The 24,645-nt window shown below is 66.3% G+C and carries 27 protein-coding genes; 8 read left to right on the forward strand and 19 right to left on the reverse strand.

All coding sequences use genetic code 11. The features are described 5' to 3' along the window. Positions 1 to 32: 32 nt before the first annotated feature. From ACGGKE_RS17775 to ACGGKE_RS17785, 3 genes are all read left to right on the forward strand, one after another. Positions 33 to 692: an SOS response-associated peptidase family protein gene (locus ACGGKE_RS17775; protein WP_004212783.1), complete on the forward strand. Its 660-nt coding sequence runs from the start codon at positions 33 to 35 to the stop codon at positions 690 to 692. Positions 693 to 740: 48 nt separating this feature from the next. Beyond that, positions 741 to 1,385 (forward strand): SOS response-associated peptidase, encoded by a 645-nt coding sequence (locus ACGGKE_RS17780; RefSeq protein WP_004212784.1) that lies wholly within the window; start codon positions 741 to 743, stop codon positions 1,383 to 1,385. A 641-nt stretch (positions 1,386 to 2,026) separates the two neighbouring features. Then, positions 2,027 to 2,254, forward strand: a complete 228-nt coding sequence (locus tag ACGGKE_RS17785; protein WP_004212785.1) for a hypothetical protein — start codon at positions 2,027 to 2,029, stop codon at positions 2,252 to 2,254. 21 nt (positions 2,255 to 2,275) lie between these two features. Here the strand turns inward: ACGGKE_RS17785 and ACGGKE_RS17790 are convergent, their stop codons facing one another. The 8 genes from ACGGKE_RS17790 to ACGGKE_RS17825 all read right to left on the reverse strand — a co-directional run bounded on the left by ACGGKE_RS17790 (position 2,276) and on the right by ACGGKE_RS17825 (position 7,141). Beyond that, the gene (locus ACGGKE_RS17790) at positions 2,276 to 3,412 is read right to left on the reverse strand and encodes a relaxase/mobilization nuclease domain-containing protein (protein ID WP_137405249.1); all 1,137 of its coding nucleotides are present in this window, start codon (positions 3,410 to 3,412) and stop codon (positions 2,276 to 2,278) included. Beyond that, complete coding sequence (locus ACGGKE_RS17795) at positions 3,409 to 3,939, reverse strand: CopG family ribbon-helix-helix protein (RefSeq protein ID WP_004212787.1); 531 nt, start codon at positions 3,937 to 3,939, stop codon at positions 3,409 to 3,411. The genes ACGGKE_RS17790 and ACGGKE_RS17795 overlap by 4 nt, the downstream gene beginning before the upstream one ends. A 253-nt stretch (positions 3,940 to 4,192) precedes the next feature. Continuing rightward, positions 4,193 to 4,402, reverse strand: coding sequence for a hypothetical protein (locus ACGGKE_RS17800; protein ID WP_004212788.1), 210 nt, complete (start codon positions 4,400 to 4,402; stop codon positions 4,193 to 4,195). 62 nt (positions 4,403 to 4,464) lie between these two features. Next, the gene (locus ACGGKE_RS17805) at positions 4,465 to 5,361 is read right to left on the reverse strand and encodes a ParB/RepB/Spo0J family partition protein (RefSeq protein WP_394443159.1); all 897 of its coding nucleotides are present in this window, start codon (positions 5,359 to 5,361) and stop codon (positions 4,465 to 4,467) included. Beyond that, positions 5,361 to 6,125, reverse strand: a complete 765-nt coding sequence (locus ACGGKE_RS17810) for a ParA family protein (RefSeq protein WP_004212790.1) — start codon at positions 6,123 to 6,125, stop codon at positions 5,361 to 5,363. Before ACGGKE_RS17810 ends, ACGGKE_RS17805 begins: the two co-directional genes overlap by 1 nt. A gap of 27 nt (positions 6,126 to 6,152) precedes the next feature. Then, complete coding sequence (locus ACGGKE_RS17815) at positions 6,153 to 6,329, reverse strand: hypothetical protein (RefSeq protein WP_004212791.1); 177 nt, start codon at positions 6,327 to 6,329, stop codon at positions 6,153 to 6,155. Positions 6,330 to 6,331: 2 nt separating this feature from the next. Beyond that, the gene (locus ACGGKE_RS17820) at positions 6,332 to 6,565 is read right to left on the reverse strand and encodes a hypothetical protein (RefSeq protein WP_004212793.1); all 234 of its coding nucleotides are present in this window, start codon (positions 6,563 to 6,565) and stop codon (positions 6,332 to 6,334) included. Positions 6,566 to 6,748: 183 nt separating this feature from the next. Continuing rightward, complete coding sequence (locus tag ACGGKE_RS17825; protein WP_004212795.1) at positions 6,749 to 7,141, reverse strand: DUF3768 domain-containing protein; 393 nt, start codon at positions 7,139 to 7,141, stop codon at positions 6,749 to 6,751. Between the two features lie 263 nt (positions 7,142 to 7,404). Between ACGGKE_RS17825 and ACGGKE_RS17830 the strand changes: the two genes are divergently transcribed. Continuing rightward, entirely contained in the window at positions 7,405 to 7,746 is a 342-nt protein-coding gene (locus ACGGKE_RS17830; RefSeq protein ID WP_037492277.1) for a hypothetical protein, read from the forward strand. Between the two features lie 111 nt (positions 7,747 to 7,857). Here ACGGKE_RS17830 and ACGGKE_RS17835 read toward each other — a convergent pair whose 3' ends face one another. Both ACGGKE_RS17835 and ACGGKE_RS17840 read right to left on the reverse strand, forming a co-directional pair. Next, positions 7,858 to 8,442, reverse strand: coding sequence for a hypothetical protein (locus tag ACGGKE_RS17835; RefSeq protein ID WP_230588557.1), 585 nt, complete (start codon positions 8,440 to 8,442; stop codon positions 7,858 to 7,860). After that, the gene (locus ACGGKE_RS17840) at positions 8,426 to 8,590 is read right to left on the reverse strand and encodes a hypothetical protein (protein WP_004212805.1); all 165 of its coding nucleotides are present in this window, start codon (positions 8,588 to 8,590) and stop codon (positions 8,426 to 8,428) included. The genes ACGGKE_RS17835 and ACGGKE_RS17840 overlap by 17 nt, the downstream gene beginning before the upstream one ends. Positions 8,591 to 8,886: 296 nt before the next feature. Here ACGGKE_RS17840 and ACGGKE_RS17845 point away from each other — a divergent pair, with 296 nt between their 5' ends. Further along, positions 8,887 to 9,300: a thermonuclease family protein gene (locus ACGGKE_RS17845; protein ID WP_004212806.1), complete on the forward strand. Its 414-nt coding sequence runs from the start codon at positions 8,887 to 8,889 to the stop codon at positions 9,298 to 9,300. 153 nt (positions 9,301 to 9,453) lie between these two features. Here the strand turns inward: ACGGKE_RS17845 and ACGGKE_RS17850 are convergent, their stop codons facing one another. Further along, positions 9,454 to 9,879 carry a DUF1810 domain-containing protein gene (locus ACGGKE_RS17850; RefSeq protein WP_037509379.1) on the reverse strand — a complete coding sequence of 142 codons (426 nt, stop codon included), beginning with the start codon at positions 9,877 to 9,879 and terminating at the stop codon, positions 9,454 to 9,456. A gap of 192 nt (positions 9,880 to 10,071) precedes the next feature. Between ACGGKE_RS17850 and ACGGKE_RS17855 the strand changes: the two genes are divergently transcribed. The 3 genes from ACGGKE_RS17855 to ACGGKE_RS17865 are packed head-to-tail and all read left to right on the forward strand — an operon-like array spanning position 10,072 to position 15,597. Then, complete coding sequence (locus tag ACGGKE_RS17855) at positions 10,072 to 10,803, forward strand: ImuA family protein (RefSeq protein WP_394443165.1); 732 nt, start codon at positions 10,072 to 10,074, stop codon at positions 10,801 to 10,803. Beyond that, complete coding sequence (locus tag ACGGKE_RS17860; protein ID WP_066858781.1) at positions 10,724 to 12,283, forward strand: DUF6504 family protein; 1,560 nt, start codon at positions 10,724 to 10,726, stop codon at positions 12,281 to 12,283. Before ACGGKE_RS17855 ends, ACGGKE_RS17860 begins: the two co-directional genes overlap by 80 nt. Next, positions 12,280 to 15,597 carry an error-prone DNA polymerase gene (locus tag ACGGKE_RS17865; protein ID WP_066858779.1) on the forward strand — a complete coding sequence of 1,106 codons (3,318 nt, stop codon included), beginning with the start codon at positions 12,280 to 12,282 and terminating at the stop codon, positions 15,595 to 15,597. The genes ACGGKE_RS17860 and ACGGKE_RS17865 overlap by 4 nt, the downstream gene beginning before the upstream one ends. A 337-nt stretch (positions 15,598 to 15,934) precedes the next feature. Here the strand turns inward: ACGGKE_RS17865 and ACGGKE_RS17870 are convergent, their stop codons facing one another. The 8 genes from ACGGKE_RS17870 to ACGGKE_RS17905 all read right to left on the reverse strand — a co-directional run bounded on the left by ACGGKE_RS17870 (position 15,935) and on the right by ACGGKE_RS17905 (position 24,268). Then, positions 15,935 to 17,047: an ABC transporter permease gene (locus tag ACGGKE_RS17870; protein ID WP_394443167.1), complete on the reverse strand. Its 1,113-nt coding sequence runs from the start codon at positions 17,045 to 17,047 to the stop codon at positions 15,935 to 15,937. Continuing rightward, the gene (locus tag ACGGKE_RS17875; protein ID WP_394443169.1) at positions 17,044 to 18,171 is read right to left on the reverse strand and encodes an ABC transporter permease; all 1,128 of its coding nucleotides are present in this window, start codon (positions 18,169 to 18,171) and stop codon (positions 17,044 to 17,046) included. The genes ACGGKE_RS17870 and ACGGKE_RS17875 overlap by 4 nt, the downstream gene beginning before the upstream one ends. Beyond that, a complete protein-coding gene (locus ACGGKE_RS17880; RefSeq protein WP_017502347.1) occupies positions 18,168 to 19,172 on the reverse strand; it encodes an HlyD family secretion protein in 1,005 nt (334 codons plus the stop codon). Before ACGGKE_RS17880 ends, ACGGKE_RS17875 begins: the two co-directional genes overlap by 4 nt. Beyond that, positions 19,169 to 20,689, reverse strand: coding sequence for a TolC family protein (locus tag ACGGKE_RS17885; RefSeq protein ID WP_394443172.1), 1,521 nt, complete (start codon positions 20,687 to 20,689; stop codon positions 19,169 to 19,171). The genes ACGGKE_RS17880 and ACGGKE_RS17885 overlap by 4 nt, the downstream gene beginning before the upstream one ends. A gap of 580 nt (positions 20,690 to 21,269) precedes the next feature. Next, a complete protein-coding gene (locus ACGGKE_RS17890) occupies positions 21,270 to 21,674 on the reverse strand; it encodes a single-stranded DNA-binding protein (RefSeq protein ID WP_037509321.1) in 405 nt (134 codons plus the stop codon). 603 nt (positions 21,675 to 22,277) lie between these two features. Beyond that, positions 22,278 to 22,667: a DUF6915 family protein gene (locus tag ACGGKE_RS17895; protein WP_037509318.1), complete on the reverse strand. Its 390-nt coding sequence runs from the start codon at positions 22,665 to 22,667 to the stop codon at positions 22,278 to 22,280. A gap of 10 nt (positions 22,668 to 22,677) precedes the next feature. Then, positions 22,678 to 23,154 carry a DUF6878 family protein gene (locus ACGGKE_RS17900; protein ID WP_394443175.1) on the reverse strand — a complete coding sequence of 159 codons (477 nt, stop codon included), beginning with the start codon at positions 23,152 to 23,154 and terminating at the stop codon, positions 22,678 to 22,680. Between the two features lie 154 nt (positions 23,155 to 23,308). Continuing rightward, the gene (locus ACGGKE_RS17905; RefSeq protein WP_037509315.1) at positions 23,309 to 24,268 is read right to left on the reverse strand and encodes a DUF2493 domain-containing protein; all 960 of its coding nucleotides are present in this window, start codon (positions 24,266 to 24,268) and stop codon (positions 23,309 to 23,311) included. Between the last annotated feature and the right edge of the window lie 377 nt (positions 24,269 to 24,645).

A 24,645-nucleotide genomic window follows, 5' to 3' on the forward strand; every position in this document is an offset into this window, starting at 1 on the left:
CGATTCGTTTTGTGAGATGCGAGAGGTGAGCCATGTCACGGCTCTACACAGTCATCAGTACAGCTGCCGACATCGCCGCGCATTTCAATGCCGAGGCGAAGGCTGATCTTGTCGTCCCTTCGGAGACTGTCGAGGCACTGCCAGGCCTGGTCATCTTCGAAAAGGGCGGCCGTCGGATCCTGCGCGAAATGGACTGGGGCTTTCCGCGGCTCACCCGTGAGATGCGCGAACGGGACGAGCCGCCAGGCCGGATCGGTCTCGTCGCCGACCTGACCAATCCGCTGTGGGACAGCATGGTCGTCCACCCGCAATATCGCTGCCTCATTCCGCTCACCCATTTCGCCAATCCGCACGGCGATGCGAGAGCCAAGACGCGCAGCTGGTTTTCGATCGTCGACCGGCCCCTTCTTGCCTGGGCGGGCTTCTGTCGCAACGTGCCGGACTATGGGCCGGTCTATGCCGGCATGACGATGGACGCGAACAGCGCGGTCATGCCGTATAATGATCGCATGCCCGTGCTGCTGGAGTCACAGGATTATGCGCGCTGGCTGGGCGGCAGCATTCAGGATGTCATCGGCTTCCAGTTTCGCCCGCCCATCGCGGCCGAGCGGATGCAGGTACTCGATAGTGACGATCTCTGGCGCAGCGGCGATCTGCCGGTTGCGCTGCGCCCGCAAATGGCATTGCTCTGAGCGTGGCAGTGAGCAAGAACCCGTACAGTCGCCTCGCCGAGGGTAGCCATGTGTAATCTCTATACCGTGCGCAAAAGCGCTGCCGAGGTCGCCGCCCATTTCGGTGTTGCCGCACCGGCGTCGTTCAACACGCCCGAGGAGACCCTGCCGGGATATCCGGGAATGGTGGTGCGCGAGGCCGATGGCGAGAGGGTACTTGAATCGATGGTCTGGGGCTTTCCCCGACCCATGAAGAGCAAGAAGACCGGTGTCCCGATCAAGCCGAAGCCGGTCAACAATATCGCTGATCTCACCAACTTCATGTGGCGGGGGATCGCGCCCAAGCCTCAGTGGCGTTGCCTCATTCCGCTGACGGGATTTGCCGAGGCAGAAGGCGAGAAGGGATCGATGACCCGGACCTGGTTTCGCGTGAAGGATGCCCCGATCTTCGCTTGGGCGGGGATGTGGCGGCACAGCGATGAATGGGGTGCAGTCTATTCGGGACTGATGACCGATGCGAACGCAGCGATCGCACCGGTCCACAACCGAATGCCCGTCCTGCTACAGGAGGACGAATATGATCGATGGCTGCACGGCTCGCTCGCCGATGTTGAAGCGTTCCGGGATCGGGTGTTCCCGGACAAGTTGATCGAGATGGACAGGACCACCGAGCTGTGGTCGCGCCGCGCGGCAAAATCGGCGGAGACGAACTAGCCAGCGCCAGTCAGGCGCGAAGACCCCTGCGCGCCATTTCCGACCTCGCCATGCGTCCGAGCGGCGCTGTGTCGCTGGTCCCAAATATGTCCTCGAGATCGAGAAGATCTTCGTCGCCAAGCGCCCCGATCGACTGCTCGATCTCGCGAAGGGTGGAGATAGCGCGGGTGTCGCGTCGAGCCCGCCATCGAGAGTGAAGGCGTTTCATGGCGCGAGAGTAGCAAGGATGCGCGCGCCCAGCAGCGTATCGCGTTCCCTTTCCCCTGTTGAAAATTCGAATTGGCGACGTCCTAAGTCGCCTTCGTGATTGCAAATTCGACCCGATCTGGCCTAATTGACCTTGCCCGTGGAGACATGGGTGGAGGCGTCGAAACCTTCAAAAGCGAGAGCCGGTCCCAGCTATGGAGACCGGGTGGCGGACGCGTATGTCCAAGGCCACCCGGCCCAAAGGCGGCCGCGCATGTCTCGTTTCAGGTTTCGAACACCCGGTTCCAACGCCGGCACGCCTCATAATTCAGGGCGTGCCGCCGGCTGTCCGGAGAAGATGGCTTCGGGGTGGCGCGAGCGCTCGACAAAGGGAACTGGAGCGTGATCAACGACCTGAGCTTTGGTGGACGTCTGTCCGTCTCTCCAGCTTTTTGATGGAGCCTGAAGACAAGGATCCGGTCGTCAGCGCGATCGGCGGGACCCTCGGGATCATCGGCGCTCTACTGGCGCGCGCTGGCGTCGCATCCCTGGAGGAATTTGCAGGCGCTCTGAGCGTCTATGCGCGCGTCACGCGCGAGACCGATCCCGATCAGGCCGAAATCCTGGACCAATGGGTGTCGATGCTACGTACCCTCGCGGCCCGCAGCGCCCCGCCCAACTAGCGGCGCGGCGCAACCGATCGCTCAGCGTTCCCGGTCACGCGGCTTGTGCGGCTCCCGGTCTGGCTTGTCCGCAGCCTTGGATCCCATCTCTGGCGTGCGCTCCCCCTGCCCGGCTGCGCGCTGCGCCATCATGATCTCACGCGCACGGGCAAGGCGCCGGGACACGGCCGGCGGCATGGCGGCCACGAAGCTGGTCACATCCTGCGCCAGCGCCAGATCCTCTTCCTTGCCCGTTGCCGCGAGCGCGGCGGCCGCCTGCGCATAGGTCGCACGAATGAACTTCTGACGGCCAAGCGCCGCCACATCCTCGGCCCTGCGTTCGGGCTCGGCAGAGTTCGCGAAGGTTTCAGCGCGCTCTTCGGTCAGGCGGTGAATGTCGAGCCCCTTGCCCTCTCCTGCGCCAAGGCCGTCGGTCCGCGCGTCGAGATGCCGCGCCGAAGAGCGGATGCGCTTCTGGACATGGCCCCGCGCCCGGCGCGGCGTGGCTTCGGCGGCGCCCCCCCGCTCGCGCAGCTCATGCGCAAAGCTTTCACGCCAATGATGCAGGTCGGCTTTGCGCGGATTGAACCGGGTGCCGTCCTCGCCCTGGGTGGCGACGGTCAGATGAACATGGGGATGGTCCGTGTCGGTGTGCAGCGCGACCATATAGGCAAACTGCCCCTCAAACTCGACGCGGGCAAAAGCCTGAACTGCGTCATGGATGGTCGCGGCATCGGTCGTGCCGCCCGGCATCGACAGCACCATCGACATCGACGTCGGCCGATCGCGTCCAGTCGGGTTCATCGCATCGTCGAGCATCGCCCAGTCGCTGGCGATTGCCTTCAGCCGCTTCTCGTCGGTGATGATCTCGCCTTCACTGCTGCGCACCTCGAGTTTGCCATGCCGCGAGATGTAGCCGAAATGCTCGGAGAGATGCGCAGGCCCCCGCTGCTTGCCCGAGATCTTGACCATGACCTCGGGCGCCTTGCGCACGATGCGCTCGAGCTTGGCGCGCGCCTGCGCGGGCGTGAGCATGGCCGAGCCATCACCGCCCGCACTGCTCCGGCCGCCCCGTATCCGCAACGTCGCGCCTTTCAACGTACGCTTGCCGCCGCTCGGCGGGCGCCAGGCCTCCATCAGGCTCGGGAGCGGCAGGACGTCTTCGTCGCCGCCGCTCATGCCGGCGTATCCCAATAGCTCGCATCGCCCTTGAGCGCCTGGCCCAGCGCCGCGAGCTTCTTGTCCACATCATCGCGGAAGGACGCAACGCGAGCGGCCTCCCGTGCGAGGTCGAGGCCGGAATCGACCATCGTCGCGGCGTGCAGAGCGTGGACCGCCTGATTGAGGTTGATGCCGATGCGGTTGAGCTCGCGCCAGGACTGCGCGATCGCCGCGCGATCGGGACGCGGTGGCGGTGCCTTGCCGAAGAGACGCCGGCGCAAAAGGGCAACGATCCATTCGGTGCGCTTGAGGCCACGCGCCTCCGCCGCCGCATCGAGCAAGGCCAGGTCGCTCGGGGTCAGGCGAACCTCGACCCGGCCCGTCGTGCGCTCGCGAGGCGCCGGCACCACGACATCGTCCGCGTTCGTGCGCAGCGCCTCGTCGACCAGCCCACGCAGCAGTGCCGAGCGGCCGCCGCGGGAGGCTGCCATCGCATCGAAGCGCGCCGCGAGATCATCGGGCAGGCGGAGGCCGAAAAAAGCCATGCGCCATCCTATTGTTAAACATCCCCGGCGACAAGCCTATCCGGCCCTCACCTTAATTGACCCCTTCCATAGTCTGCTCAAGCAGACTCGCAGCCTCTCTGGAAGAAGCGCCTCACCGGCTGCGCAAGCAAGCCCGAAATGATCGTTGAAAAGAAAATGGCGGCATCCCCGAAGGAGGGATGCCGCCATCATTCGATCTGAAAATTCAAGCTTACTGACGCGGAGTGAGTGGTGCTGTTGGCCGGGGCCAGCGCTACCCATCATTGTCCGGGTGCGGCGGGTTGGCCTCGTCGATCAAGCGCTGGATGGCCGCGATCGGCGTATCATCCTCGAGCCGGATCATCGCGCCGCAGGAACAGGCAGCGGCTTTCTGCAAGCGCATCTGCCGGTACGGAACACTCAGTTCGGCTCCACATTTCGGGCAATCCACCTGTGCGCAGATATCGTCCAGTTCGCCGGTCATCATGCCTCCTTGCGCGAAGCGACTCATCGCAGGTTGAGAAACAGCCTACTCCAGTCCAGCGCTCATTCGAACGACAGATCGCGCGAGGCGACCTCACCCTCATCGCCGTCATCGAACACCACCCGAACGCGCTCGGGCAATATGAGCCGGGCGGATCGGGCGCCGACCATCACCTTGACGGGGCTGGGCGCCACGATCGGACGCGCGTGCCCTGCCCGGCCCGTCGGCTTGGCTGGCGATGGTGCGGCGGGCACGGCTGCCGGCGCGGTGGGCGCAGGCGCGGAACCGGCATCGACCGCACCCTTGAGCGAGGCAATGAACCGGCTACCTTCGGCAAGCGTGACGCCACGCTCGCCCAGTCCTGCGACGAACCCGCGCACCTCGACCGGATGCTTGCGGGCGGCGCGGTGGAGATCGTAGAGGACGCGGATGGGGGCCTTGTCGATCGCCTCGCGCAGATAAGGCTCCATCTCGCCATAGGCTGCGTAGAGCGAGACGAACTGCTTGGACCGGCCGAGCGCCTTGGCGATCTCGGCCTGGGTCTTGCCCTGCGCCAGCATGCGCTCGACGCCAAGCGCGAGTTCACGCGACGAGAGGCTCGCGCGCTGATCATTCTCGACGATCTGATCGGCGAGGACGTCACCGCCCTCCCCCGCTTCGCTGACGATCGCCGGAATGGTCGTCTTGCCCGCCGCGAGCGATGCGCGGTAGCGCCGTTCGCCCATGCGGATGACATGTTTGCCGTCCTCATTCCTGGGGCGAACGATGATCGGCTGCAGCACGCCGCGCACCTCGATCGACGCTGCAAGCTCGGCGAGTTCCACTTCGTCGAAGTGCGTGCGCGGATTGCCGGGGTCGGGCATCACCCAGTCGAGCGGCAAGTCCTCGACGCGCCGTGCGCTCTCATGCGCGCCCACGAGCATTCCGAACTCTTCGGCGCGCTGATCGAATTTGCCCATCAGGCGCTCTCCTTCGCCCGCGCATCGACGCGCCGTTCTACTTCGGCGAGGATCGAGCGGATCTCGTCCGAGGCCGCCTTGGCGCCGCTGCCCGTTTCATGCCAGACCGCATGATGGTTCTCGGCCGAATGCTTGTAGGTCGGGCGCGCCTTCACGAAGGCCGGGAACATGAGCGCCGGGCCGACCGCCTGGGTGAGCTTGACCGCATTGTCCATGTCCCGCTTGTCGAAGGCATTGACCATCGAGGGCAGCAGCCCGAGGAAATTGACCTTGCGCCCGCCGCGCGCGCCCTCGGCCTTCTTGAGCGCGGTCAGCAGCATCTTGGCGCATTCCAGCGAATCCTCGGCGACCTGAACCGGCGCGATGACTTCGTCCGCGACCGCCATCGCGCTCAAGGTGAGCTCGTCCCATTTGGGTCCGGTGTCGATCACACAATAATCGAAGTGGTGAGGCAGCTCGCGGAAGCGGACGATAAAGTCATGCACGTCCTGCGCGGCCTTGACCATCTGGAGACGCGGATCGGCCGCGAACACGGTGATGCCGGCTGCGTCGTCCAGCGCCAGTTTTGCGTCGGGATCGAACAGGTCGGCGGAAAACCAGCCGGTCCGTTCCTTCGCGAGCCGGCGGGTCGAAGATCCCTGCGGATCGAGATCAATGAACGCGACCCGCCGCCCTGCCTGCTCGGCCAGATACCAGGCGAGATGGGTTGCAAAGAAGGTCTTGCCGACGCCGCCCTTGAGCAGGCTGATGACGATGGTCTTCACATCATGTTTCCCTGCCAGGCGCCGCGCTCAGAAATCGTCGCCACCGTTGCGAAGGTTGCGCTCATAATGGTCGCGCGCCGACCAGTCCCCGCCGCCGCTGCCGAACCGGGGGCCGACATCGCGGAACAGATAGACGGTGAAGGCGAAGCACGCGAAACCGAAGAGGATCGCGTGATCGGGATGCTGGGAAAAATATTCCGCCATGATCAGTCTCCTGTAGCAGCCGCGGGCCGGGGCTGCCGGCCGCGTTGGTCGCGAAGTTCCGCATCGGGGACATCAAGACCATAGGTTTGCTTCAGCGCGTTCATGACGAGCGCGCGGATGGTGATATTATCGTGGTCGAGCGCGAGCCTCGCGATCGCGGCGTGCATCTGCGGGGTGACCCGCAGCTGCAGAAAGGCCGAGCGCCGTTCCTCGCTCCCCTGCCCCTCCGTCACCATATGCTCTCTCTCCTCTCGCGCTGCCCGGATGATCCGCGCCCACCGTATTGAATTCAATACGGTCGCGATGAGGCGTCTCCCCGGCACGACCGGCGCAGCGCGCACCAAAGTCTGCTCGAGCAGACTTTGCCCGGCACCGCCTTCATGAGGAGGGCTGGCCCCGCCGCGCGGGGCCAGCATGGCTTAATACTCTTGCGCGAGAAGAATGGTCAGCACGCGCGTGGTGACATTCTCGTCGGTCGGATCGGGCGAGCCGAACTCCAGCGCGCGGTCATAATAGTCGATCTTCCAGTAGAGCACCGCGTCGCGGAAGGTGAACCGGCCGAAATCGCGCTCGCCATGCGGATCCACGTCGGGACCGAAGCTGTCATAGTCGCGGATGGTGCGCAGCAATTGCGCCCGGGCCTGAAAGTTGCGGAACAGGCTGACGTCGCCGATCAGGCTCTGAACGCCGATGGTCATGACCACGCGGTTATGGCCTGGCTGGGTGAGTGAGCGGCGCAGCGCGTCATTGAGCTGGGCGATGGTTGCAGTGCGATCGGGCTGCGAAGAGGTATGGCTCTGATGCTCGGGCATGCGATCTGTCCTGTGCGTTCGAAACCCCGCCGATCGGGGTCTTTCAACACGGGCCGGCGCGCCGGGGCACAGCAGGCTCGCGCACCCGTAGGGTCGCAACGGCAGTGGAGAAGCCCGGCCACGGGCTTGCGCGGGACAGCGCCTCGGCGAGACCCGGACATGGTGATGACACCCGAGCTTTGGGCGGCACACAGGAACAGGTGATTTCGCTGGACGGGCATCAGAATGCTGGACCGGACGGTGACGCGGACTATCATTGCCCGATGACCGCTGCTCTTCACATCCTCTGGCCTGTCGCGCTGCGCAGCATCGGCGCGATGCAGCGGCACAAAGTCCTGGTGCGCAGCCAATGCCGGCGGTGCGGGGCGCTGATGCGTGTCGACCTGGACGACATGGTCGCGCGCCATGGCAGCAGCGGTTCGCTCATCGACGTACAGGAGCGCTGCCGCATGGTCGCCTGTGACGGTGCGGCCTTCTATCTGGCCTCGCCCGGCTATGGCGGTCCATGGCGAACATTGCTGGGCGATCCCGGCCTCGCCGAGGGCCTCGCCAATGGCGTCGCGCCGGTCACGGCCGAGACGCTGCTTGGGCCGACCGCCCGCTAGAGCAATCGCCTTTCCAGCAAGGGATCGTTACCCGGCAGGGCCGAGACCCGGCACGGGGCTCGGGGCGTCAGCCTAGAGCCCGGTCCGGCGCAGCCGGTGCCCCGACCTCCCTCAATCCAGCGGACCGAACAATCTGGTCAGGATCAGATCGAGCGTCGCGACCTTCTCGAATTGTCCCTTGGCGATCACCCGGTGCATCGGTCTTTCGTTCTTCTTGCCCTGCGCCGTTCCCTTGGCATGGCGTGCGACCGGAAAGCCGCGAATATCGGGCAACGGCACATCGGGCGCATTGCCGAACCAGAGATAGGACAGGAGATCGAGGTCGGGTGACACCACGATCCAGATGATGCAGCCGCTCGGCTTCTCCATGAGTTTGAGGTTTGCGGTCACGCGCGGCGCCCGCCCGCCCAAGGTCACCGTCTTGAACTGGATATGCCGGGTAATCGCCTTGTAGCTCATCACCAGATCATAGCCGCCGGCATCGAACTCCGAGCGCAGCACCTCGACTCCGGTAATCCCGCGCTGCCATAGACGCCGCAGCGCCTCGCCTACAAAGACATGCTCGACAATGCGCTCGCGCAGGGTCGAGTGCAGATAATGGGCGCTGGTCTGGCTCGGCAGGTCTTCCAATGGCAACGGATCTCGAAAGGCGGCGGGGGCGGCAGCCCCCGCCTGATTGTCAGGCGAAGGGATCATATTCGTTGAGCACGGCGACGTCGCCATCGAAGTCGTCGGCGGTGATGACGGCGAACTGCGTTCCGATTGCGATGACCATCGTGGCGGCCATCAGGGTCTTCGAGAGAGTGAGTGCGCTTTTGCGGGCGGTCCCAAGATCGGTGAACATATCGAGGCTCCTTGTGGTGCCGGCGGGTTCATCCCCGCTCGACTGGCGCCCGAAGCGTCGCTCCCGTGGCCGCGATCACCTTTTGGCGGCACGGCAAAAGGCCGTAGCGTGAGCGTACGGACCCTTTACGGGTTGATCGAATAGGTCCGCGGGAGCGACCAAGGATTGCGCCTCAAAGAGCGGGGTGATCCCGTCGGCCGGCATGAGACGTCCCGCCACCGACCCCGTCGCCCAGGATGCACGCCGCGCCGGTTGCCCCTTTGTTCGTGATGGTCAGGACGGCTAGAGCGGGGCCGATGACCCTTTCCTACCGACACGCCCTCGCAGCCCTGTTGTTCGTTTGCTCCCTGTCGAGCGCGGCAGCGCTCCCCGCCGCGACCGGCAAAATCCGCTCTGTGACCGACGGCGACACCTTTCGCCTGATGAGTGGCGAGCGGATTCGGATCGCCGATATCGATGCGCCCGAGAGCCGCGCCGGCCAGGCCAAATGCGCTGCCGAGCTCGCGCGCGGCAAGGCGGCGACCCGCCAGGCGAAAGCCCTGCTCGATGGCAAGACGATCCGCTTCGAGCGGATCGGGCGCAGCTATAATCGCACTGTCGCGCGCGTCACGCTCGACGGGCGCGATCTGGCCGCAAGGCTGATCAGCATCGGCGCAGCACGGCCCTGGCTGCGCCGCCAGCCCAAGCCCGACTGGTGCCGCGCGCGATAGGCGTCACGGCGCCTATGCTCAGGTCCAGAAAGAGGAAGAAATGGACCCGCCGGAACGGGGGAACCGGCGGGTCCGTATCAGGGGCCGCATGAGCGGGGGGAAACAAGCGGCCTCGTCTTTTAGAACCGATCGACGCGCGAGCGGTTCCTCGCCTCAGCGCGGGGCCAGGCGCGCCAGCGTCGCTGCATCGGCCTCGCCGCCAAACCAGCGATCGAGCGCGGCCGTGAACAGCCCCCCGCCCCCGGCTTCGACGAACAGGGTGAGGGACGAGCGCAGCTTCAGCGCATCGATGCCACCGAACACCGCCTCGGCACTGGTGCCGGTGAGGTCCTGCAGCGCCGCCACGCAATCGCGCAGCCGGGCACCCAGCACCGGGTGCGCAAGATAGGCGCGCGCCTCGTCGAGTGATGCGATCGCGTAGCGCCGCGCCATCTCGCTCGACCCGAGACCGGCGATCTGCGGAAAGATGAACCACATCCAGTGACTGCGCTTGGCGCCGCGGCGGATCTCGCCAAGGGCCGTGTTATAGATCTGCGCCTGTGCGGCGACGAATCGGTCAAGGTCGAAAGAGGCGGTCATGATGATGCCGTCATAGCCTGCGCGCAGGCGCGCGCCGCCCGGCCGCAAAATTTTTTCTCAAAGATGAAATGCCCGCTCCCCCGCAACTTGGGCCCTCCTGTCAACAAGTCGGAACGGACCCGGTGCTTGACTCTCGATCGCAGCAGTATGAACAAAAAGAGAACATATCAAACCCCGAGTCTTTTGAATGCCATGCGTGAAGCCACCGTCCTTGATCAGCTGCGAGCGCATATTGCGCAGATCGAGGGCAAAGGCGTATGCCACGCAACCACGCCGTTCGGGATCGAGGCGATCGACTCGCGCCTGCCGGGCGGCGGTATTGCCGGCGGCGCGCTCCATGAGGTCGCGGGCAGCCCAGACCTTGCCGACGATGCAAGCGCGACGGTGTTCCTGGCCGGCATTCTCGCGCGGATGGAGGGGCCGGTGCTGTGGTGCCTGCGATGGCGCGACCTGTTTGCCCCCGCGCTCCACCTCGCGGGACTGCATCCTGACCGGGTGATCTATGTCGAGGCGGGCAGCGACACTAATGTGCTGCTCGCGATGGAGGAATGCCTGCGCCATGCCGGGATCGGCGGCGTCGTGGGCGAGATCGGCAAATACAGCACCACCGCCTCCAAGCGGCTGCAGCTCGCAGCCGAAGCGTCGGGCGTGCCGGCTTTCATCTTCCGGCGCGCGTCGAAAGTCGCGCAAGCGGCCGAGGGCACGGCGGCGATCACGCGCTGGCGGGTGACCGCGAGCCCGAGCGAGGATCTCGGCATCCCGAGCCTTGGCCGTCCGCGATGGCAGCTGGCGCTGGAGCGCGTACGCGGCGGTAATCCGCACGCATGGATTGTGGAGGGCTGCGATGCGACGGGTCGTATCGGTCTACCTGCCGCACTGGTCGACCGACCGGCTGCGGCGGGCGACAGCCAAATCGCCGCCTGAAGGGCGTTGCAGCACCACGCCCGATGGACCGCTCGTCACCGCAATTCCTGACCATGGCCGCCGGATCGTCGCGGCGGTGGATGCTGCCGCACGCGCGCTCGGCGTTATGCCCGGCATGACCGTCACCAAGGCGCGGATGCTTGCGCCCGAACTGGAGGTCATCGACGCGCTGCCCGACGCTGACATGGACGGCCTGCGGCGCCTCGCCCTGTGGGCCGGGCAGCGCTATTCGCCGATCGTGGCGCCCGACGCCCCGGACGGGCTGTGGATCGACATCACCGGCTGCGCCTCGCTCTTCGGCAGCGAAACCGCCCTGCTCAAGGATCTGCATCGCCGCATCGCGGCCTTCGGCGTCGCGGTGCATATCGCGGTCGCCGACACGGCGGGCTGCGCGCACGCGGTCGCACGGCATGTCCGCGACGGCAGGCCCGTCGTCATCGAACCGGGGCAACATCGCAGGGCGATGGAGCTGCTCCCGATCCCGGCGCTGCGGCTCGAAGCCGAAATCGTCGAGGGGCTGCGCAAGCTTGGCTTCGAGCGGGTCGAACAACTGCTCGGCGCACCCCGCGCGCCGCTCGCCAAGCGGTTTGGCCGCAGCCTGCATCGCCGTCTCGACCAGGCCATCGGACAGGTCGCCGAACCCATAGAGCCGATCTTTCCGGAACAGATGCCGCGTGCGCGGCGCGGTTTCATGGAGCCGATCGCGACGCCCGAGGCTTTCGCCCAGGTGATCGGCGATCTCGTCGCCGACATTGTCGAACAGCTTGTCCGCGCAGGACGCGGAGGCAGGCGTCTCGATTGCTATTTCCACCGTGTCGATGGCCATTGTCAGGTCATCCGCATCGGGACGGCGACGCCGAGCCGGGATGCGGGGCATCTCGCCAAATTGCTCTGCGCGAAGATCGAAACGGTTGAACCGGGTCTTGGCATCGAGGCGATGACGCTGCTGGTCTCGCTGATGGAGGCGGCCGCGCCGCGACAGGGCGAAAGCCTCGAACAGCTGGGCCGGCGCGGGCCCGATCTGGCTGCGCTGGTCGATACGCTCGCCAACCGCTTCGGCTCCAGAAACCTGCACCGGATGGCGCCTTGCCCGAGCGGCATGCCCGAACGCTCCGCGACCGGCGCGCCGGCGTTGGGTGAGGCGCGCGGCATGGGATGGGACGATGATCTGCCCCGCCCGGCGCGTATGCTGGCCAAACCAGAACCGATCGAGGTGATCGCGCTGTTGCCCGACGATGCACCGCGCATGTTCATCTGGCGCGGCAAGCGATACCGGGTGACGCAGGGCGACGGTCCGGAGCGGCTGCATGGCGAATGGTGGCGCGATGGCGGCATCGAGGGGCGACAGCCGCTCAGCGTGCGCGATTATTATCAGGTCGAGACGGTGAGTGGCGGCCGCTATTGGCTGTTCCGCGCCGGCGACGGCGAGAGCGCCGCGACCGGCCCGATGCGCTGGTTCATCCACGGCGCCTTCGCATGAGCGCGGGCAAACCGGGCTATGTCGAACTGCAGGTGACGACGCATTTCAGTTTCCTGCGCGGGGCATCGAGCCCCGAGGATCTGTTCGCGACGGCAGCGGCGATGGAGATGCCCGCGCTTGGCGTCGTCGACCGCCATTCGGTCGCCGGGATCGTGCGCGCATGGGACGCGGAGCGGCAGACCGGCGTCCGCGCGATCGTCGGCTGCCGGCTCGATCTCACCGATGGCACCGCCCTCCTCGTCTATCCCACCGACAAGGCGGCCTATGGACGCCTGTGCCGACTGCTCAGCATCGGCAAGACGCGCGCGGGCAAGGGGGCCTGCCATCTCGACTGGTCGGATGTGGCCGACTGGAACGAGGGACTGCTGGCGATGCTCGTCCCCGACCGGGCCGATGCCACGACGCAGGCCGCGCTGGCGCGCACGAAGCGGCTGTTTGGCGAGCGCACCTATATGGCGCTGTCGGTCCGGCGGCGGCCAAAGGACGCAATCCGGCTGCGCGACCTGTCGCGGATCGCCGCCGCCGCAGGCGTGCCGACGATCGCGACCAACGACGTCCTCTATCATGTGCCCGAACGCCGCCAGCTGCAGGATGTCGTCACCTGCATCCGCGAGAAATGCACGATCGACACGCTGGGCCGCACGCGCGAGCGGTTCGCCGACCGTTATCTCAAGACCGGCGCGGAGATGACGCGGCTGTTCCGGCGCTATCTCAAGGATAGCAGCCCGGTCGCGCGCAGCGTGGAATTCGCTAGGCGCTGCGCATTCAGTCTCGACGAGCTCAAATATCAATATCCCGACGAGATCCAGGTGCCCGGCCGCACCCCGCAGGAAGAACTGGAACGGCTGACCTGGGAGAAGGCGCCGATGCGCTATCCGCAAGGCGTCGACAACAAGGTGCGCCGGCAGCTCGAACATGAGCTCCAGCTCATCGGGCAACTCGATTACGCCCCCTATTTCCTGACCGTCCATGCGATCGTGGCCGAGGCCCGGCGGCGCGAGATCCTGTGCCAGGGGCGCGGGTCAGCGGCGAACAGCGCGGTCTGTTATGTCCTCGGCATCACCTCGATCGATCCGGTGCGCTCGGAATTGCTGTTCGAACGCTTCGTGTCGGCCGAGCGGCGCGAGCCGCCCGATATCGACGTCGATTTCGAACATGAGCGGCGCGAGGAGGTGATCCAGTGGATCTACGAGACCTATGGCCGAACGCGATCGGCGCTCACCGCCGTCGTGACCCGCTTCCGGGCGCGCGGCGCGGTGCGCGAAGTCGGCAAGGCGCTCGGCCTGTCGGAGGATGTGACGGCGGGTCTGGCCGGGGCGATCTGGGGCTATAGCCGCGAGGGGGTGGAGGAGAAGCACGCGCAGGAGCTCAACCTCGATTTGAGCGACACCCGCCTCGCGCTGACGCTCGACCTCGCCCGCCAACTGATCGACACCCCGCGTCATCTGTCCCAGCATCCCGGTGGCTTCGTGCTGACCCGTGACCGGCTCGACGAACTGGTGCCGATCGAACCGGCGGCGATGGACGATCGCCAGGTGATAGAATGGGATAAAGACGATATCGATCTTCTCGGCTTCATGAAGGTCGATGTGCTTGCGCTCGGCATGTTGAGCTGCATGCGCCGCGCGTTCGAGTTTCTCGAGAACGACAAGGGGCTGCGGCACGACCTCGCGACCATCCCGGCCGAGGATCCCGCGACCTATGCGATGATCCGCAGGGCCGACACATTGGGCGTCTTCCAGATCGAGTCCCGCGCGCAGATGGCCTCGATCCCGCTGATGGCGCCCAAAACCTTCTACGATCTCGTCATCCAGGTCGCGATCGTGCGGCCCGGCCCGATCCAGGGCGACATGGTCCATCCCTATCGCCGCCGTCGCAACGGCGAGGAGGAGGTGACCTATCCGACCGAGGAATTGCGCCGCGTGCTGGAAAAGACGCTCGGCGTGCCGCTCTTTCAGGAACAGGCCATGCGCGTGGCGATCGAATGCGCGGGCTTTACGGCCAGCGAGGCGGACCTGCTGCGCCGTGCGATGGCGACGTTCAAATTGACAGGCGGCGTCAGCCATTTCCGCGACAAGCTCATCAGCGGCATGGTCAGCCGGGGCTATGATCAGGAGTTCGCCGAGAAAACTTTTAAGCAAATTGAAGGCTTCGGCTCCTATGGCTTTCCCGAAAGCCATGCCGCCAGCTTCGCGCTGATCGCCTATGCCTCGTCCTGGATGAAATGCCATCATCCCGACGCCTTCTGCGCGAGCCTCCTCAATGCGCAGCCGATGGGTTTCTATGCCCCGGCGCAGATCGTGCGCGACGCGCGCGAGCATGGCGTCGAGATCCGCCCGATCGACGTCAATGCCAGTCGCTGGGATTGCACGCTTGAAGAGGGCCGCGGTCGCTACAAGGCGGTGCGGCTCGGCCTGCGCATGGCGCGCGATCTGGCCAATGCGGATGCAGCGGCGATCATCACCGCGCGGGGCGGCAGGCCCTATACCAGCATCGAGGAAATCCAGCACCGTGCCGGTGTCGGGCGCGGCGCGCTGGACCGGATTGGCGATGCCGACGGGTTCGGATCGCTCGGCGCCGACCGGCGATCGGGCCTCTGGGCGGTGAAGGGCCTCGGGAACGCGGCGCTGCCGCTGTTCGCAGCAGCGGACGAGCGGGCCGGCAAGCTGCGCGAGGAAGCGATTGAGCCCAGCGTCATCCTGGCCGAGATGGGTGAAGGCGCGGAGGTGGTCGAGGATTATCGCGCCTCAGGTCTGTCGCTGCGCGCGCATCCGGTTGCGTTCCTGCGCGACGAGCTCAAGGCGCGCCGGATGATCACCTGCGAGCAGTTGCGCACCACGCGCGACGGGCGCTGGATCGAACTGGCCGGGCTGGTGCTGGTCCGCCAGAAGCCCGGCAGCGCCAAGGGCGTGATGTTCATCACGCTCGAGGATGAGACGGATGTCGCCAATCTCGTCGTATGGACCAATGTCTTCGAGAAGAACCGCCGCACTGTCCTGGGCGCGTCGATGATGGGGGTGCGCGGTCAGGTCCAGCGCGAAGGCGAGGTGATCCATGTCATTGCGCAGCGGCTCGATGATCTGTCGGGCATGCTGGCGAGCGTCGGACGCCGCACCGACGTCGCCGATATCTACCGGGTGAGCCGTGCGGATATCGTCAGGAACCCGATGGCACCCGACCCGCGCGACCGCGAGCAGCGGCCGCTCGGTCGAGACCCTCGCGACATCTATATCCCCGATCTGCGGTTAGGATCGGGTATCATCCCGGGCCAGCCAACCGAGGGCATCAAGATCAAGCCGCGAGACTTCCGCTGATGGCCGGTAGCCGAACGTCCGGCAAAAAAGCCGGGTTTCGAGGATAATTGCCGCTCACGCGGCGTCGGTTGCCGACCAGCTCAAGCCGTTCCCACCAGTCACTTTGAACGACCGCTCGGGCCGAAAGCGGCCCTAGGCAACCGCAGCCTTCCGCATCGTGGTTGATCGCCTTCGGTATAAAGAGTGAAGTCCGCCACACTCGGACCTCCGATGTCCCTCGGCTGCAGGAGGTTTGGTCACTCACCCCGCGGCTGTCGCTGACCGGCCGCTACGAGCATCTCGCCGCTGGGCCGGCGTCGGCCAAGGCAGGCTATGCGAGTTCGGACTTCGTCGCCGGCTAGCTCAGCTTCAGCTTCTGACGCAGCCCGGTGATCCGCCACCAGCCTAGCCCGCCATAGAGGAGCGCAAGGCCGAGGAGCGTGAGCACCCCCGGCGCCACGTCGGCGAGGCTGGCGTGCATCTGGTTGAGCGGCACGAATACTTGCACGCCGCTGGTCGAGGGGATCAGCTTCGCCACCGCGCGGACGAAGCCCGGCATCTGGTCGAGCGGCCAGGCAGTGCCCGAGAGGAAGAAGAAGGGCGCGGAGGTGGGCGCGAGGATCATCATCGCCCGCTCAGACCGGTCGAAATAGCTGCCCAGCCACAGCCCCAGCCCGGCGACCGAGGCCGCCAACAACGGCGCGGCGAGCAGCATGCCCGCGACATTCTCGTCGTGCGGGATGCCCTGCACCCAGAAGATGAAGCCGAACAGGAACAGGCAGGTCAGCAGCCCAACCGATGTGAACGCTGCCCACGTGCCGAGATATTCGCCATGCCCCATCCGCCAGCGCCCATCGCGCCGCCGCCCGCCGACGAAGGTAGCGACGCCGAACAGCAGGGTCTGCTGGATGATGACGATGGTCACGGCGGGGAAGACATAGCCCTTGTAGCCCGCGGTCGGGTTGAACATCGGCTCGCGGACGATGGTGACCGGCGGCCCGGTGCGCACGGCCTGGCCCAGCACGTCCAGCTTCTCGACGGCGAGATCGCGCAGCACCTCGGTCACCGCCTCGCCGATCGTGCTGGCGCGCAGGAGGTACGAGGCATTGACCCATACCGCGATCCCGGCCCCCGGCGCGCCGGTACGCAGCTGGCGTTGCAGTCCGCGGGCGATCAGCACCACGCCGTCCACCTTGCCCGCGCGGAGCTGCGCCTGAGCCTCGGCTACGCTCGGTGCATGTTCGGCCACGATCACGGCGTGCGTGGCTTCGAGGTTGCGGACCAGCTCGCGGCTGAGCGCGCTGCCGTCCTCGTCGACCAGCACCACCGGCAGTTGCTGAGCGACTTCCTGGCTGTAGGGCGCCGGATAGTAGAAGGCATAGAGCACCACCGCGAGCAGCATCGTGCTGAGCAGGGTGCGGGAGGTCAGCACCGTCGCCCAGGTGGCGCGGAAGGCGGCGGCGAAACTCATCGCGCCTGCCGCCGGATCAGCAGCCAGGCGAGCGCGCCCGGCACCAGCACATAGGCGAGCAGTGCCAGAATCGACGGGAAGATGGTGGCGACATCCTGTCCGCCCAGCTGCCCGGTCTGGAGCGCGAGGTAATGGGTGAGGGGCAGCACCTCACTCCAGAAGCGCGCGAAGCCGCTGCCGCCGTTGAGCGGCAGGGTGGCGCCCGCATAGGCTAACGCCGAACCCGCATAGACCGCGCAGACCGACAGCGCCGTGGCGGTTTCGCGCGTGGCCGCGACGAGCAGCGCGGAAATCGCGGCGGTGCCGAGATAGAAGAGCGTCTGCCCCGCGACGATCGCCGCTACGCTGCCCTCCACCCGCCAGCCGCGCCCCAGCGTCACGAACAGCAGCCAGGCGATGCCCCACAGGAGTGCGGCTCCGACATACGGCAGCAGCTTGCCGAACAGTGCGGGCACGATCGTGCCGCTGCGCGCCGCCCAGCCGCCGAGCGACCGCCCCTCCAGTTCCCGGCCCAGCGCCATCGCGGAGGTGACCGCCGCGACCAGATGCAGCACCGCCGGATAGATCAGCGTGCTGAGGAACCACTCGAAGCTCGACGCGGCGTTGTTGAGCGGCACCGCCTCGACGGCGAAGCGCCGCGTCGGATCCGGGGGCAGGGCGTGGCCGGAAAGCTGGTCCACCACCAGCGACGCGGCGGCGGCCTGCACCGCGCTCTCCGCACCGCTCGCCGCCTGCGAGCCGGAAGATAGGAAGCTGGCATTGTAGAGGATGCGGATTACCGGCGTGCGGTGGCGGGCAAGCCCCGCGCCGAGATCCTTGGGCAGGTGGACGAAGCCATTGGCATGGCCGCGCCGCACTTCCTCCACTGCCTCCGCCTCGGTGGCGCGCATCGCGACGATATGGACCAGCGGCGCCGCGTCGATCGCGCGCAGGATATCGCGGCTCGCCGAGCTGCGATCGTCGTCAATCACCACGATCGGCAGCCGCCGCATCGATCCCTGCCAGAACATCGCACCGATCAGAAACAGCAGAAGCGCGGGGATCAGCGTCAGCCCGGCCAGGTCCCAGCGGTCCCGCGCCAGATGGCGCAGCTCCGCCCCCAAGGCGTGGCCGAAGGCGCTCATTGCGGCCAGTCGAACAGCACGCTCATGCCGGGGCGCAGGCCGGGGATCGCCGTGACCGGGCGCAGCTTCACCTCGAAGGCGCGGACGTCATAGCCCGAAGCCTGCCGCGTTGCGCGCCACGTCGCGAAGTCGCCGCGCGGGGCGATATGATAGACCGCGAAATCGCCGTCGCGGCCGAGCGCGGGGATGTGGCCGTGCAGCCGCTTGCCCATCGCGATCCACTTGAAGCGATCCTCGCGCACGGTGAGCGCTACCCAGCTATGGTCGATGTCGAGCACCTGATAGGCGGGGATCACCGGGCTGACGACTTCGCCGGGCTGCACAAGCTTGCGCGAAACCTCGCCGTTGATCGGCGAGACCAGCTGGGTCTCGCTGCCGAGCGCGGTGGCGGTCTGCAGCGCCGCCTCGGCGATGCGGACCTGGGCGTTGGCCGCCTGCTTGTTCTGCGGGCGTGCGCCGGCGAGCGCTTTGAGATACTGTTGCCGCGCGGCCTCGGCCTGCTTGGCGCTGGCGTCGCGCGCTGCCGCCGCCTCGTCGCGCCGCTGCGCCGCGACCACGCCCTGCGCATAAAGGTTCGCGGTGCGCCGGCTGGTCACCGCGGCGAGGTCGGCTGCCGCCTGCGCCGCCTGCCAAGTGGAGCGCAACGAGGCGATGTCCTCCTGCCGCACGCCCTCATTGGTTTCCGAGGCGATCGCGCGGGCGGCGTCCACCGCGCCCTGCGCTTGCGCCTTGCCGCCGGCGATCTCCGGGCTCGACAGCGTCGCGAGCAGCGTGCCGGCGCGGACGCGCTGGCCTTCCTCGGCCACCAGAGTCTCGACGCGGGCGAGCGCCTTGGTGGCGACATTGACCTCGTCGGCATCGACCATGCCCTGCAGCTGCTCGGGTGCGGGCCGGTTGGCGAGCCACAGCCCGCCGACGATCAGCACCAGCACCGCGATGCCGAGCACGATCGCGAGGATGGGCGGCTTGCGGCGCGGCGGAGCCGCGGTCTCGTCGGTCATTGCTGGTCCTCCACGTGCCGGTCGGCACGCGCCATGAAGTCGCTATAGTCGTCGACGCGGTGGCTGGCGGCGAGCAGCGCCATCAACCCCAGGTCATATTCATAGGCGGCGGCGAGCCGCTGGGTGCGGACTGTCGACAGCGCCGCCTCGGCATCGATCAGCGCCGATGAGGCGACCTCGCCTTCGCGGAAGGAAAGCTGCTGCACGCGCAGATTTTCCTGCGCGGCGGCGAGGTTGGCATCGAGCAGCAGGAAGGAGCGGCGCGCCGCTTCGGCGATGTTCCAGGCGCGAACGATCTCACCGGCGACGTCGCGGCGCGCTTGCGCGGCGGCATCGGCGGCGGCGGCCTGGTTCTCGCGGGCGGCCGAGAGCGCCTTCTGGCGATCGAAGTTGGAGAGCAGGGTCATGCGCAGCGAGACGCCGGCGATCCAGTCGGGCTCGGTCGGCAGCGCGTTGTTGCGATTGGCGTTGTAGCTGCCGAAGGCGAAGGCCTGGGGGCGATAACGCGATTTGGCGAGATCCACCCCGGCCTGCGCTGCGCTCTTGGCGGCATCCGCACCCTGCGCGCGCGGCGACTGGTCGATGGCGTCGAGGAAGCGCTGGAGCGGCGGCAGCGGCTCCGAATGGACGAACAGCGGAGTGGAGGCGGTGACGCCCAGCGGCTGATCGAGCAGCCGCGCCAGCGTATCGGTGGCGATCGCCTCCTCGCTGCGGGCATGCTCGAAGGCGCGCTGGGCGGTGTTGCGCGCGACCTCCACCTCCAGCACCCGGGCATGGGCGAGCACGCCTTCCGCTTCCAGCTTGCGCGCGTCCGAGAGGTGCCGGTCGAAGGCTTCGAGCTGTTCGCGGGTTGATACGGTCAGCTGACTCGCGACCTTCTGGCCGAAATAGGCGCGCACCAGATTGACGCGGGAGAGATCCTGCCCGCCCGCCTGCTTGGCCCGGGCGATGCCTACCGCTGCGTCCGCGCCCTTCTGGACGGCGGGAATCGCGCCGCCGGTATAGAGCGGCATCGCCGCGGTGATCGCCGGACGGAACACGGTGTCGCGCGTCTGGAACTCCAGCGTGTTGGGAATCGCGCCAAACAGCCGGGGCAGGGCCGCGCCGATCCGCTGGGTCACCTGCGCCACAATCTGCGCGCTCGCGCCGGAGAATTGCCCGCCAAACTGGTCTAGAAAGCCGTTGGTGGCGCTCAGCGCATCGGCCTTGGGCTCGGACAGGTCGACCGAGAGCGTCTTCTGATATTCGATCACGCTCGCCGAGGCGGTGACCACCGGGCGGCGCAGCGTTCGGGTGGCGGCGGCGATTTCCTCGCTGGCGCGGACGGCATGGTCGTCGCCGCTGAGCCCCGGTGAGGCTTTGTCGAGCCTGGCGAGCGCTGCCTGAAAACTGAGCGGGGGCGGCGGCGCCTCCTGCGCTACTGCGGTGCCGGTAGAGGCGAGCAGTAGGGCGAGCGCGGCAGGCCCGCTGCAGCAACGGTGCGCGACGTGTAGATCCTGCCGCTTCGTGCTGCGCACCCTGCTCCGCCCCTGTTTTGCCTGCCACGCCGCCGAGGGTCGCTCCCGCGACGGCGTGATCTTCGATTACGCATATTTGCAATGAAACACGCGCGCAATTGAATTCCTTGGATGCCCCGCCCCCGTGCGGTCGCGAAACAGCAACGGCGCCATTTCGTACAGGTTTGGCCCCTAGGTCAGGAACTCATGGCCGATGCCGGTCGAGACATAAAAGCGCTGGAAAATGCCCGCCGCCTTGATCGCCTCGGCATTGGCGCGGGGAGTCATCATCTATGATCCTTGGTATAACGGCCAAGCTTCTGACATAACCAGAGGCCGGTCGGGCGAACGTTGAATGTCGGCTTCTGACGAGAGGCGCCGTTCGACATACCGCAGGCGAACGGCAGCAAAGTCCCAGACCACGTCATAGGCTGAATGCCCGCTGTCTGGCGCGATTAAGCATCGGCCTAATGGCGAGAATTCCTATTCACCTGAGCTCGAAGCCTGCCGAAGTTGGATAGAGCGCCAGGCCGAAGCTATCGATGTGCCGATCCTCACATGAAAAAGGCCCGGTGGCAGATGCCACCGGGCCGATCCGGCTTCAGAAGGGAATCTCTTCGTCATCCGGCATGTCGTTGCCCGAGCGATCCGCCGGCTTGGCGCGGGTTAGGAAGGTCACCTCGTCGGCGATGATCTCGGTGCCGTAGCGCTTGATGTCGTCCTGATCGGTCCAGCTGGTGTAATGGATGCGGCCGCGGACCATCACCTTCATGCCCTTGTCGACATATTCCTCAACGGTCTTGCCGACGCCGTTGAAGCAGGTGATCCGGTGCCATTCGGTGTCTTCGACGCGGTAGCCGTCGCGATCCTTGATGACCTTGCCGTCGCTGTCGCGCTTGGGCCGCGAAGTCGCGAGGCTGAAATGGGTGATCCTGATGCCGCCCTGCGTGGTGCGGGCTTCGGGGGTGGCGCCGACGTTGCCGGCGAGGATGACGATGTTCTGCATGTCGAGGTTTCCTTTTCTGTCGGCCGAGGGATGATCCCTTCGACTGATCCCCGAAAAAGGCGGCCAGGACAGCGCCTCCACCGGAGCGCGACAGCGCGCAGGGAAACCCCGAAACGAGGGGTGGTGCGGGCAGCCGTGGCACACGGCAACTCGGCCCGAAGGTTCGCGGGTTGGAGACGCTGGACGGCCGACTTAGGGGGCAGGTGAATAAGAAGGGGTTATTCCTCACTGCCGGCACGATCTGACGGAAACCATGCCGGACGTCGTCTATCCCCGCCCCGTCAGCCCACGATCCCCACAATCTCCACCGGGGGTGGTACAGCTCTCTCCATCTGCCCCACACTTCGGCCCCAAGCGTCAGCAACACGGCAGATAGAGCGCTGCGGAATTCCCAGAGATGGCATGATGGCCTTCACTGCTGCCTGGCGTTGGTGTTGGCCTTGCGGATCGACAAGCGCGAAGGACAACGGTCAACTGCCAAAGCCCCGCCTGCGGCACATCAGGACAGAGCGGCCGAGGTCACCTCATCGCAGAGGAGGTGACCTTCCGGGCCGCACTCACCAGCCCGGATGCGGCGCGTCTGCCCCGCCGCATGCGAAGCCATTACGCTGTCGCGCGCTCGGTGGCATTGCCATCGGCCACGGCGAATGGGTCGACAACGGTATGGATCGGTTGCGCGCGGCCCATCCAGGGCTTGGGCTGGATGCACCGAACCCAGTCGACAAAGCTCGGAATGAAACCGAGGTCTTCCATGACGTGCTGCTCGCCGATCAACCGAACCGGCACCTGGCGTCCAGTCGAAATGGTGATGGTGGCGCCGAAAAAGCGCTCGAGCATGAAAATGCCTTCGGCATGGTGCCGCAGCGCACGATGCCGATAATCGGCGGTGATGGATTTCGATTCATCGAACCACTGATGCAGCGGCAGATAATCCTCGGCCACGCCGCCCCATTTACGAACCGACGACAGCGCGTGGTGATAGCAATGTCCCATCACACCCTCCTCACCATTCATGCTCGAAGGATTCGACCGCGGTGTAGCGGTCGTTGTGATCGAGCGTGATTGTCCGGGCGGACACGGCGAAGCGGAATTCGCCATAGGCGCCGTCATTATTCTCCCAGCCCGGATGGCTTTGGGTGAGGAGTTGATACGCAAGGTCTTCGATAGCGTCGGCGACTGACATGATCGCCGTCTCAGTTCCGGAGCCATCCGGCTGCGCCTTGAGCAGGGTAATCTGCACCTGGGGCAGATCCGCCGGTTCGTCGCCGGCGACGGCATCAACGCTTTCGATCTGACCGGAATCGCCACCGCCGTCGAAAGCCACCGTGACCAAGGTGATACCGACAGTTTGGAACGCATCGAACAGCGCAGCCTTGTTCAATGGCATGAGCGAGGCGGTCTTCGCCTCGTAAGCGGCGTGGCGTGCCATGACGGCGCCCCAGTCGATATTGACCGGCGTCAGCGGTGCTGCATGATCCATTTCATGTCTCCAGTAGGGATGGTTTCAAGCCGAGCCGGCGATCCCGCGCGGCCCGCTCACGCCGTCGCAACCTCCCCTCTGGCTGGCGGGCGTTCTTTCCCGATGAGGCTAAAAAAAGGGGGAAGGCACCCACGTCAGGGTGCTCCCCTGGCCGTCAGCTTGATCGCTGACGGCCCTCGGCTTTGAGGGATGCCGGAGGGGCGCCGAGCGGCCCGCGCCGGTCAACGACACGGATGTTGCGGGCTTTCGCCTCGATCACGAGCCGTTCGGTCACACCATTGCCTTGGAATGCGATGACGAACCGGGGTTTGAGCGAGAGCATCTGCTCGTTGCGGCGGAAGCCAGCGCGATCCCCCAGCTTGCGATCGAGACCGAACCGCACTTGCTGGATGCCCTTCTGTTCGGCCCAGGAGGCTGCAAGCCGCTCGATGCCCTTCATGTCGCCACCATGGACGAGGTACATGTCGCCGACATGGGCGCGGACCTTGTTGAGCGTCGCCAGCAGATTGTCAGCGAAAGTCTTGAGGTCAGCATCATTGGCAAAGGTCAGGCGGCCACCTGCGAACACAACCGGCGTGCCGCGGGCAGTATTGGCCTCGAGGCGACGTTCGCGACGTGCCCGCAGGAAGGCGTTGCCGTCGACGATCGCGGCCGTGACGCCCAGCGAAATGCGGTTGCCGGAAGAGGGAACCCAGGACCGCCCCGTCTCGCGCATATAGTGAGCGGCAGCGACATCGCGCATGACCTCGAAGGCGCCTGCGGATTCCTCGACCTTCTTGGCGAGGTCGATCTTCTCCTCCAGGTCGTTGGTGCTGATCTCCGAGCCGTCCTGTTCGGCGAGGAGGAGCCGAATGTCGTCGGTCAGCCGGTCGACCAGCCCATGCTTCTTGGCGGCGGCGCGGTGGAAGAGATTGACCAGGCTCCAGCCGAGATCTTCGATGTCGCGTTCGATCGACGTGTTCGTCATCGTCGTGAAGAGGTCGCTCCAGATGGCGGTGACGGTTTGCTCGAGGGCCTCGATCGGCGGTGGCGCCATGCCCGACAGTTCTTCGGCGGCAGGTTCGAGATGGCCCAGTTCCAGTGCCGCCAAGGCGGCTGCTAGCGAGGTGGACATGTTGGCTTGCCTTTCGGTTCTGAACCGGCGGCCTCTCCGCCGGATGCGCACCTCCTGGGCGGTCGATCGAGAGGGTCAGGCACCGAGGCGCAGCCGAGGGAAACCCTTTCGTGGCGGGGTGGAGCGGGCAGCCGCGGCACGCGGCAACACGGCCCGCAGCGAAAGGGTTGCCAGGCCCTCGCGACCGCCCATGTGCCGCATCCTCTGGCGGCGAGGCTGTCGGTTCAGACGGTGAGCCCAAAATCCCCCTCGCAGGCGCTGATCGCGAGATCTGGGGCTTCGGATCGCGCTGTCACCCGTTTGCACTCGGCGGTGTCATAACCCCCAATCCGGCATGGCACCGGCATCGTCATCTGGTGCCCGCACCATGACAGGCA

The organism is Sphingobium naphthae, assembly GCF_043589935.1.
In the GTDB taxonomy this organism is placed as follows: domain Bacteria; phylum Pseudomonadota; class Alphaproteobacteria; order Sphingomonadales; family Sphingomonadaceae; genus Sphingobium; species Sphingobium naphthae_A.

Bases quoted from the DNA above. Each gene is read 5' to 3' on its own strand.
- ACGGKE_RS17775 (WP_004212783.1), top strand. From the start codon at position 33: ATGTCACGGCTCTACACAGTCATCAGTACAGCTGCCGACATCGCCGCG.
- ACGGKE_RS17780 (WP_004212784.1), top strand. From the start codon at position 741: ATGTGTAATCTCTATACCGTGCGCAAAAGCGCTGCCGAGGTCGCCGCC.
- ACGGKE_RS17785 (WP_004212785.1), top strand. From the start codon at position 2,027: ATGGAGCCTGAAGACAAGGATCCGGTCGTCAGCGCGATCGGCGGGACC.
- ACGGKE_RS17790 (WP_137405249.1), bottom strand. From the start codon at position 3,412: ATGAGCGGCGGCGACGAAGACGTCCTGCCGCTCCCGAGCCTGATGGAG.
- ACGGKE_RS17795 (WP_004212787.1), bottom strand. From the start codon at position 3,939: ATGGCTTTTTTCGGCCTCCGCCTGCCCGATGATCTCGCGGCGCGCTTC.
- ACGGKE_RS17800 (WP_004212788.1), bottom strand. From the start codon at position 4,402: ATGACCGGCGAACTGGACGATATCTGCGCACAGGTGGATTGCCCGAAA.
- ACGGKE_RS17805 (WP_394443159.1), bottom strand. From the start codon at position 5,361: ATGGGCAAATTCGATCAGCGCGCCGAAGAGTTCGGAATGCTCGTGGGC.
- ACGGKE_RS17815 (WP_004212791.1), bottom strand. From the start codon at position 6,329: ATGGCGGAATATTTTTCCCAGCATCCCGATCACGCGATCCTCTTCGGT.
- ACGGKE_RS17820 (WP_004212793.1), bottom strand. From the start codon at position 6,565: ATGGTGACGGAGGGGCAGGGGAGCGAGGAACGGCGCTCGGCCTTTCTG.
- ACGGKE_RS17825 (WP_004212795.1), bottom strand. From the start codon at position 7,141: ATGCCCGAGCATCAGAGCCATACCTCTTCGCAGCCCGATCGCACTGCA.
- ACGGKE_RS17830 (WP_037492277.1), top strand. From the start codon at position 7,405: ATGACCGCTGCTCTTCACATCCTCTGGCCTGTCGCGCTGCGCAGCATC.
- ACGGKE_RS17835 (WP_230588557.1), bottom strand. From the start codon at position 8,442: ATGATCCCTTCGCCTGACAATCAGGCGGGGGCTGCCGCCCCCGCCGCC.
- ACGGKE_RS17840 (WP_004212805.1), bottom strand. From the start codon at position 8,590: ATGTTCACCGATCTTGGGACCGCCCGCAAAAGCGCACTCACTCTCTCG.
- ACGGKE_RS17845 (WP_004212806.1), top strand. From the start codon at position 8,887: ATGACCCTTTCCTACCGACACGCCCTCGCAGCCCTGTTGTTCGTTTGC.
- ACGGKE_RS17850 (WP_037509379.1), bottom strand. From the start codon at position 9,879: ATGACCGCCTCTTTCGACCTTGACCGATTCGTCGCCGCACAGGCGCAG.
- ACGGKE_RS17855 (WP_394443165.1), top strand. From the start codon at position 10,072: ATGCGTGAAGCCACCGTCCTTGATCAGCTGCGAGCGCATATTGCGCAG.
- ACGGKE_RS17860 (WP_066858781.1), top strand. From the start codon at position 10,724: ATGCGACGGGTCGTATCGGTCTACCTGCCGCACTGGTCGACCGACCGG.
- ACGGKE_RS17865 (WP_066858779.1), top strand. From the start codon at position 12,280: ATGAGCGCGGGCAAACCGGGCTATGTCGAACTGCAGGTGACGACGCAT.
- ACGGKE_RS17870 (WP_394443167.1), bottom strand. From the start codon at position 17,047: ATGAGTTTCGCCGCCGCCTTCCGCGCCACCTGGGCGACGGTGCTGACC.
- ACGGKE_RS17875 (WP_394443169.1), bottom strand. From the start codon at position 18,171: ATGAGCGCCTTCGGCCACGCCTTGGGGGCGGAGCTGCGCCATCTGGCG.
- ACGGKE_RS17880 (WP_017502347.1), bottom strand. From the start codon at position 19,172: ATGACCGACGAGACCGCGGCTCCGCCGCGCCGCAAGCCGCCCATCCTC.
- ACGGKE_RS17890 (WP_037509321.1), bottom strand. From the start codon at position 21,674: ATGCAGAACATCGTCATCCTCGCCGGCAACGTCGGCGCCACCCCCGAA.
- ACGGKE_RS17895 (WP_037509318.1), bottom strand. From the start codon at position 22,667: ATGGGACATTGCTATCACCACGCGCTGTCGTCGGTTCGTAAATGGGGC.
- ACGGKE_RS17900 (WP_394443175.1), bottom strand. From the start codon at position 23,154: ATGGATCATGCAGCACCGCTGACGCCGGTCAATATCGACTGGGGCGCC.
- ACGGKE_RS17905 (WP_037509315.1), bottom strand. From the start codon at position 24,268: ATGTCCACCTCGCTAGCAGCCGCCTTGGCGGCACTGGAACTGGGCCAT.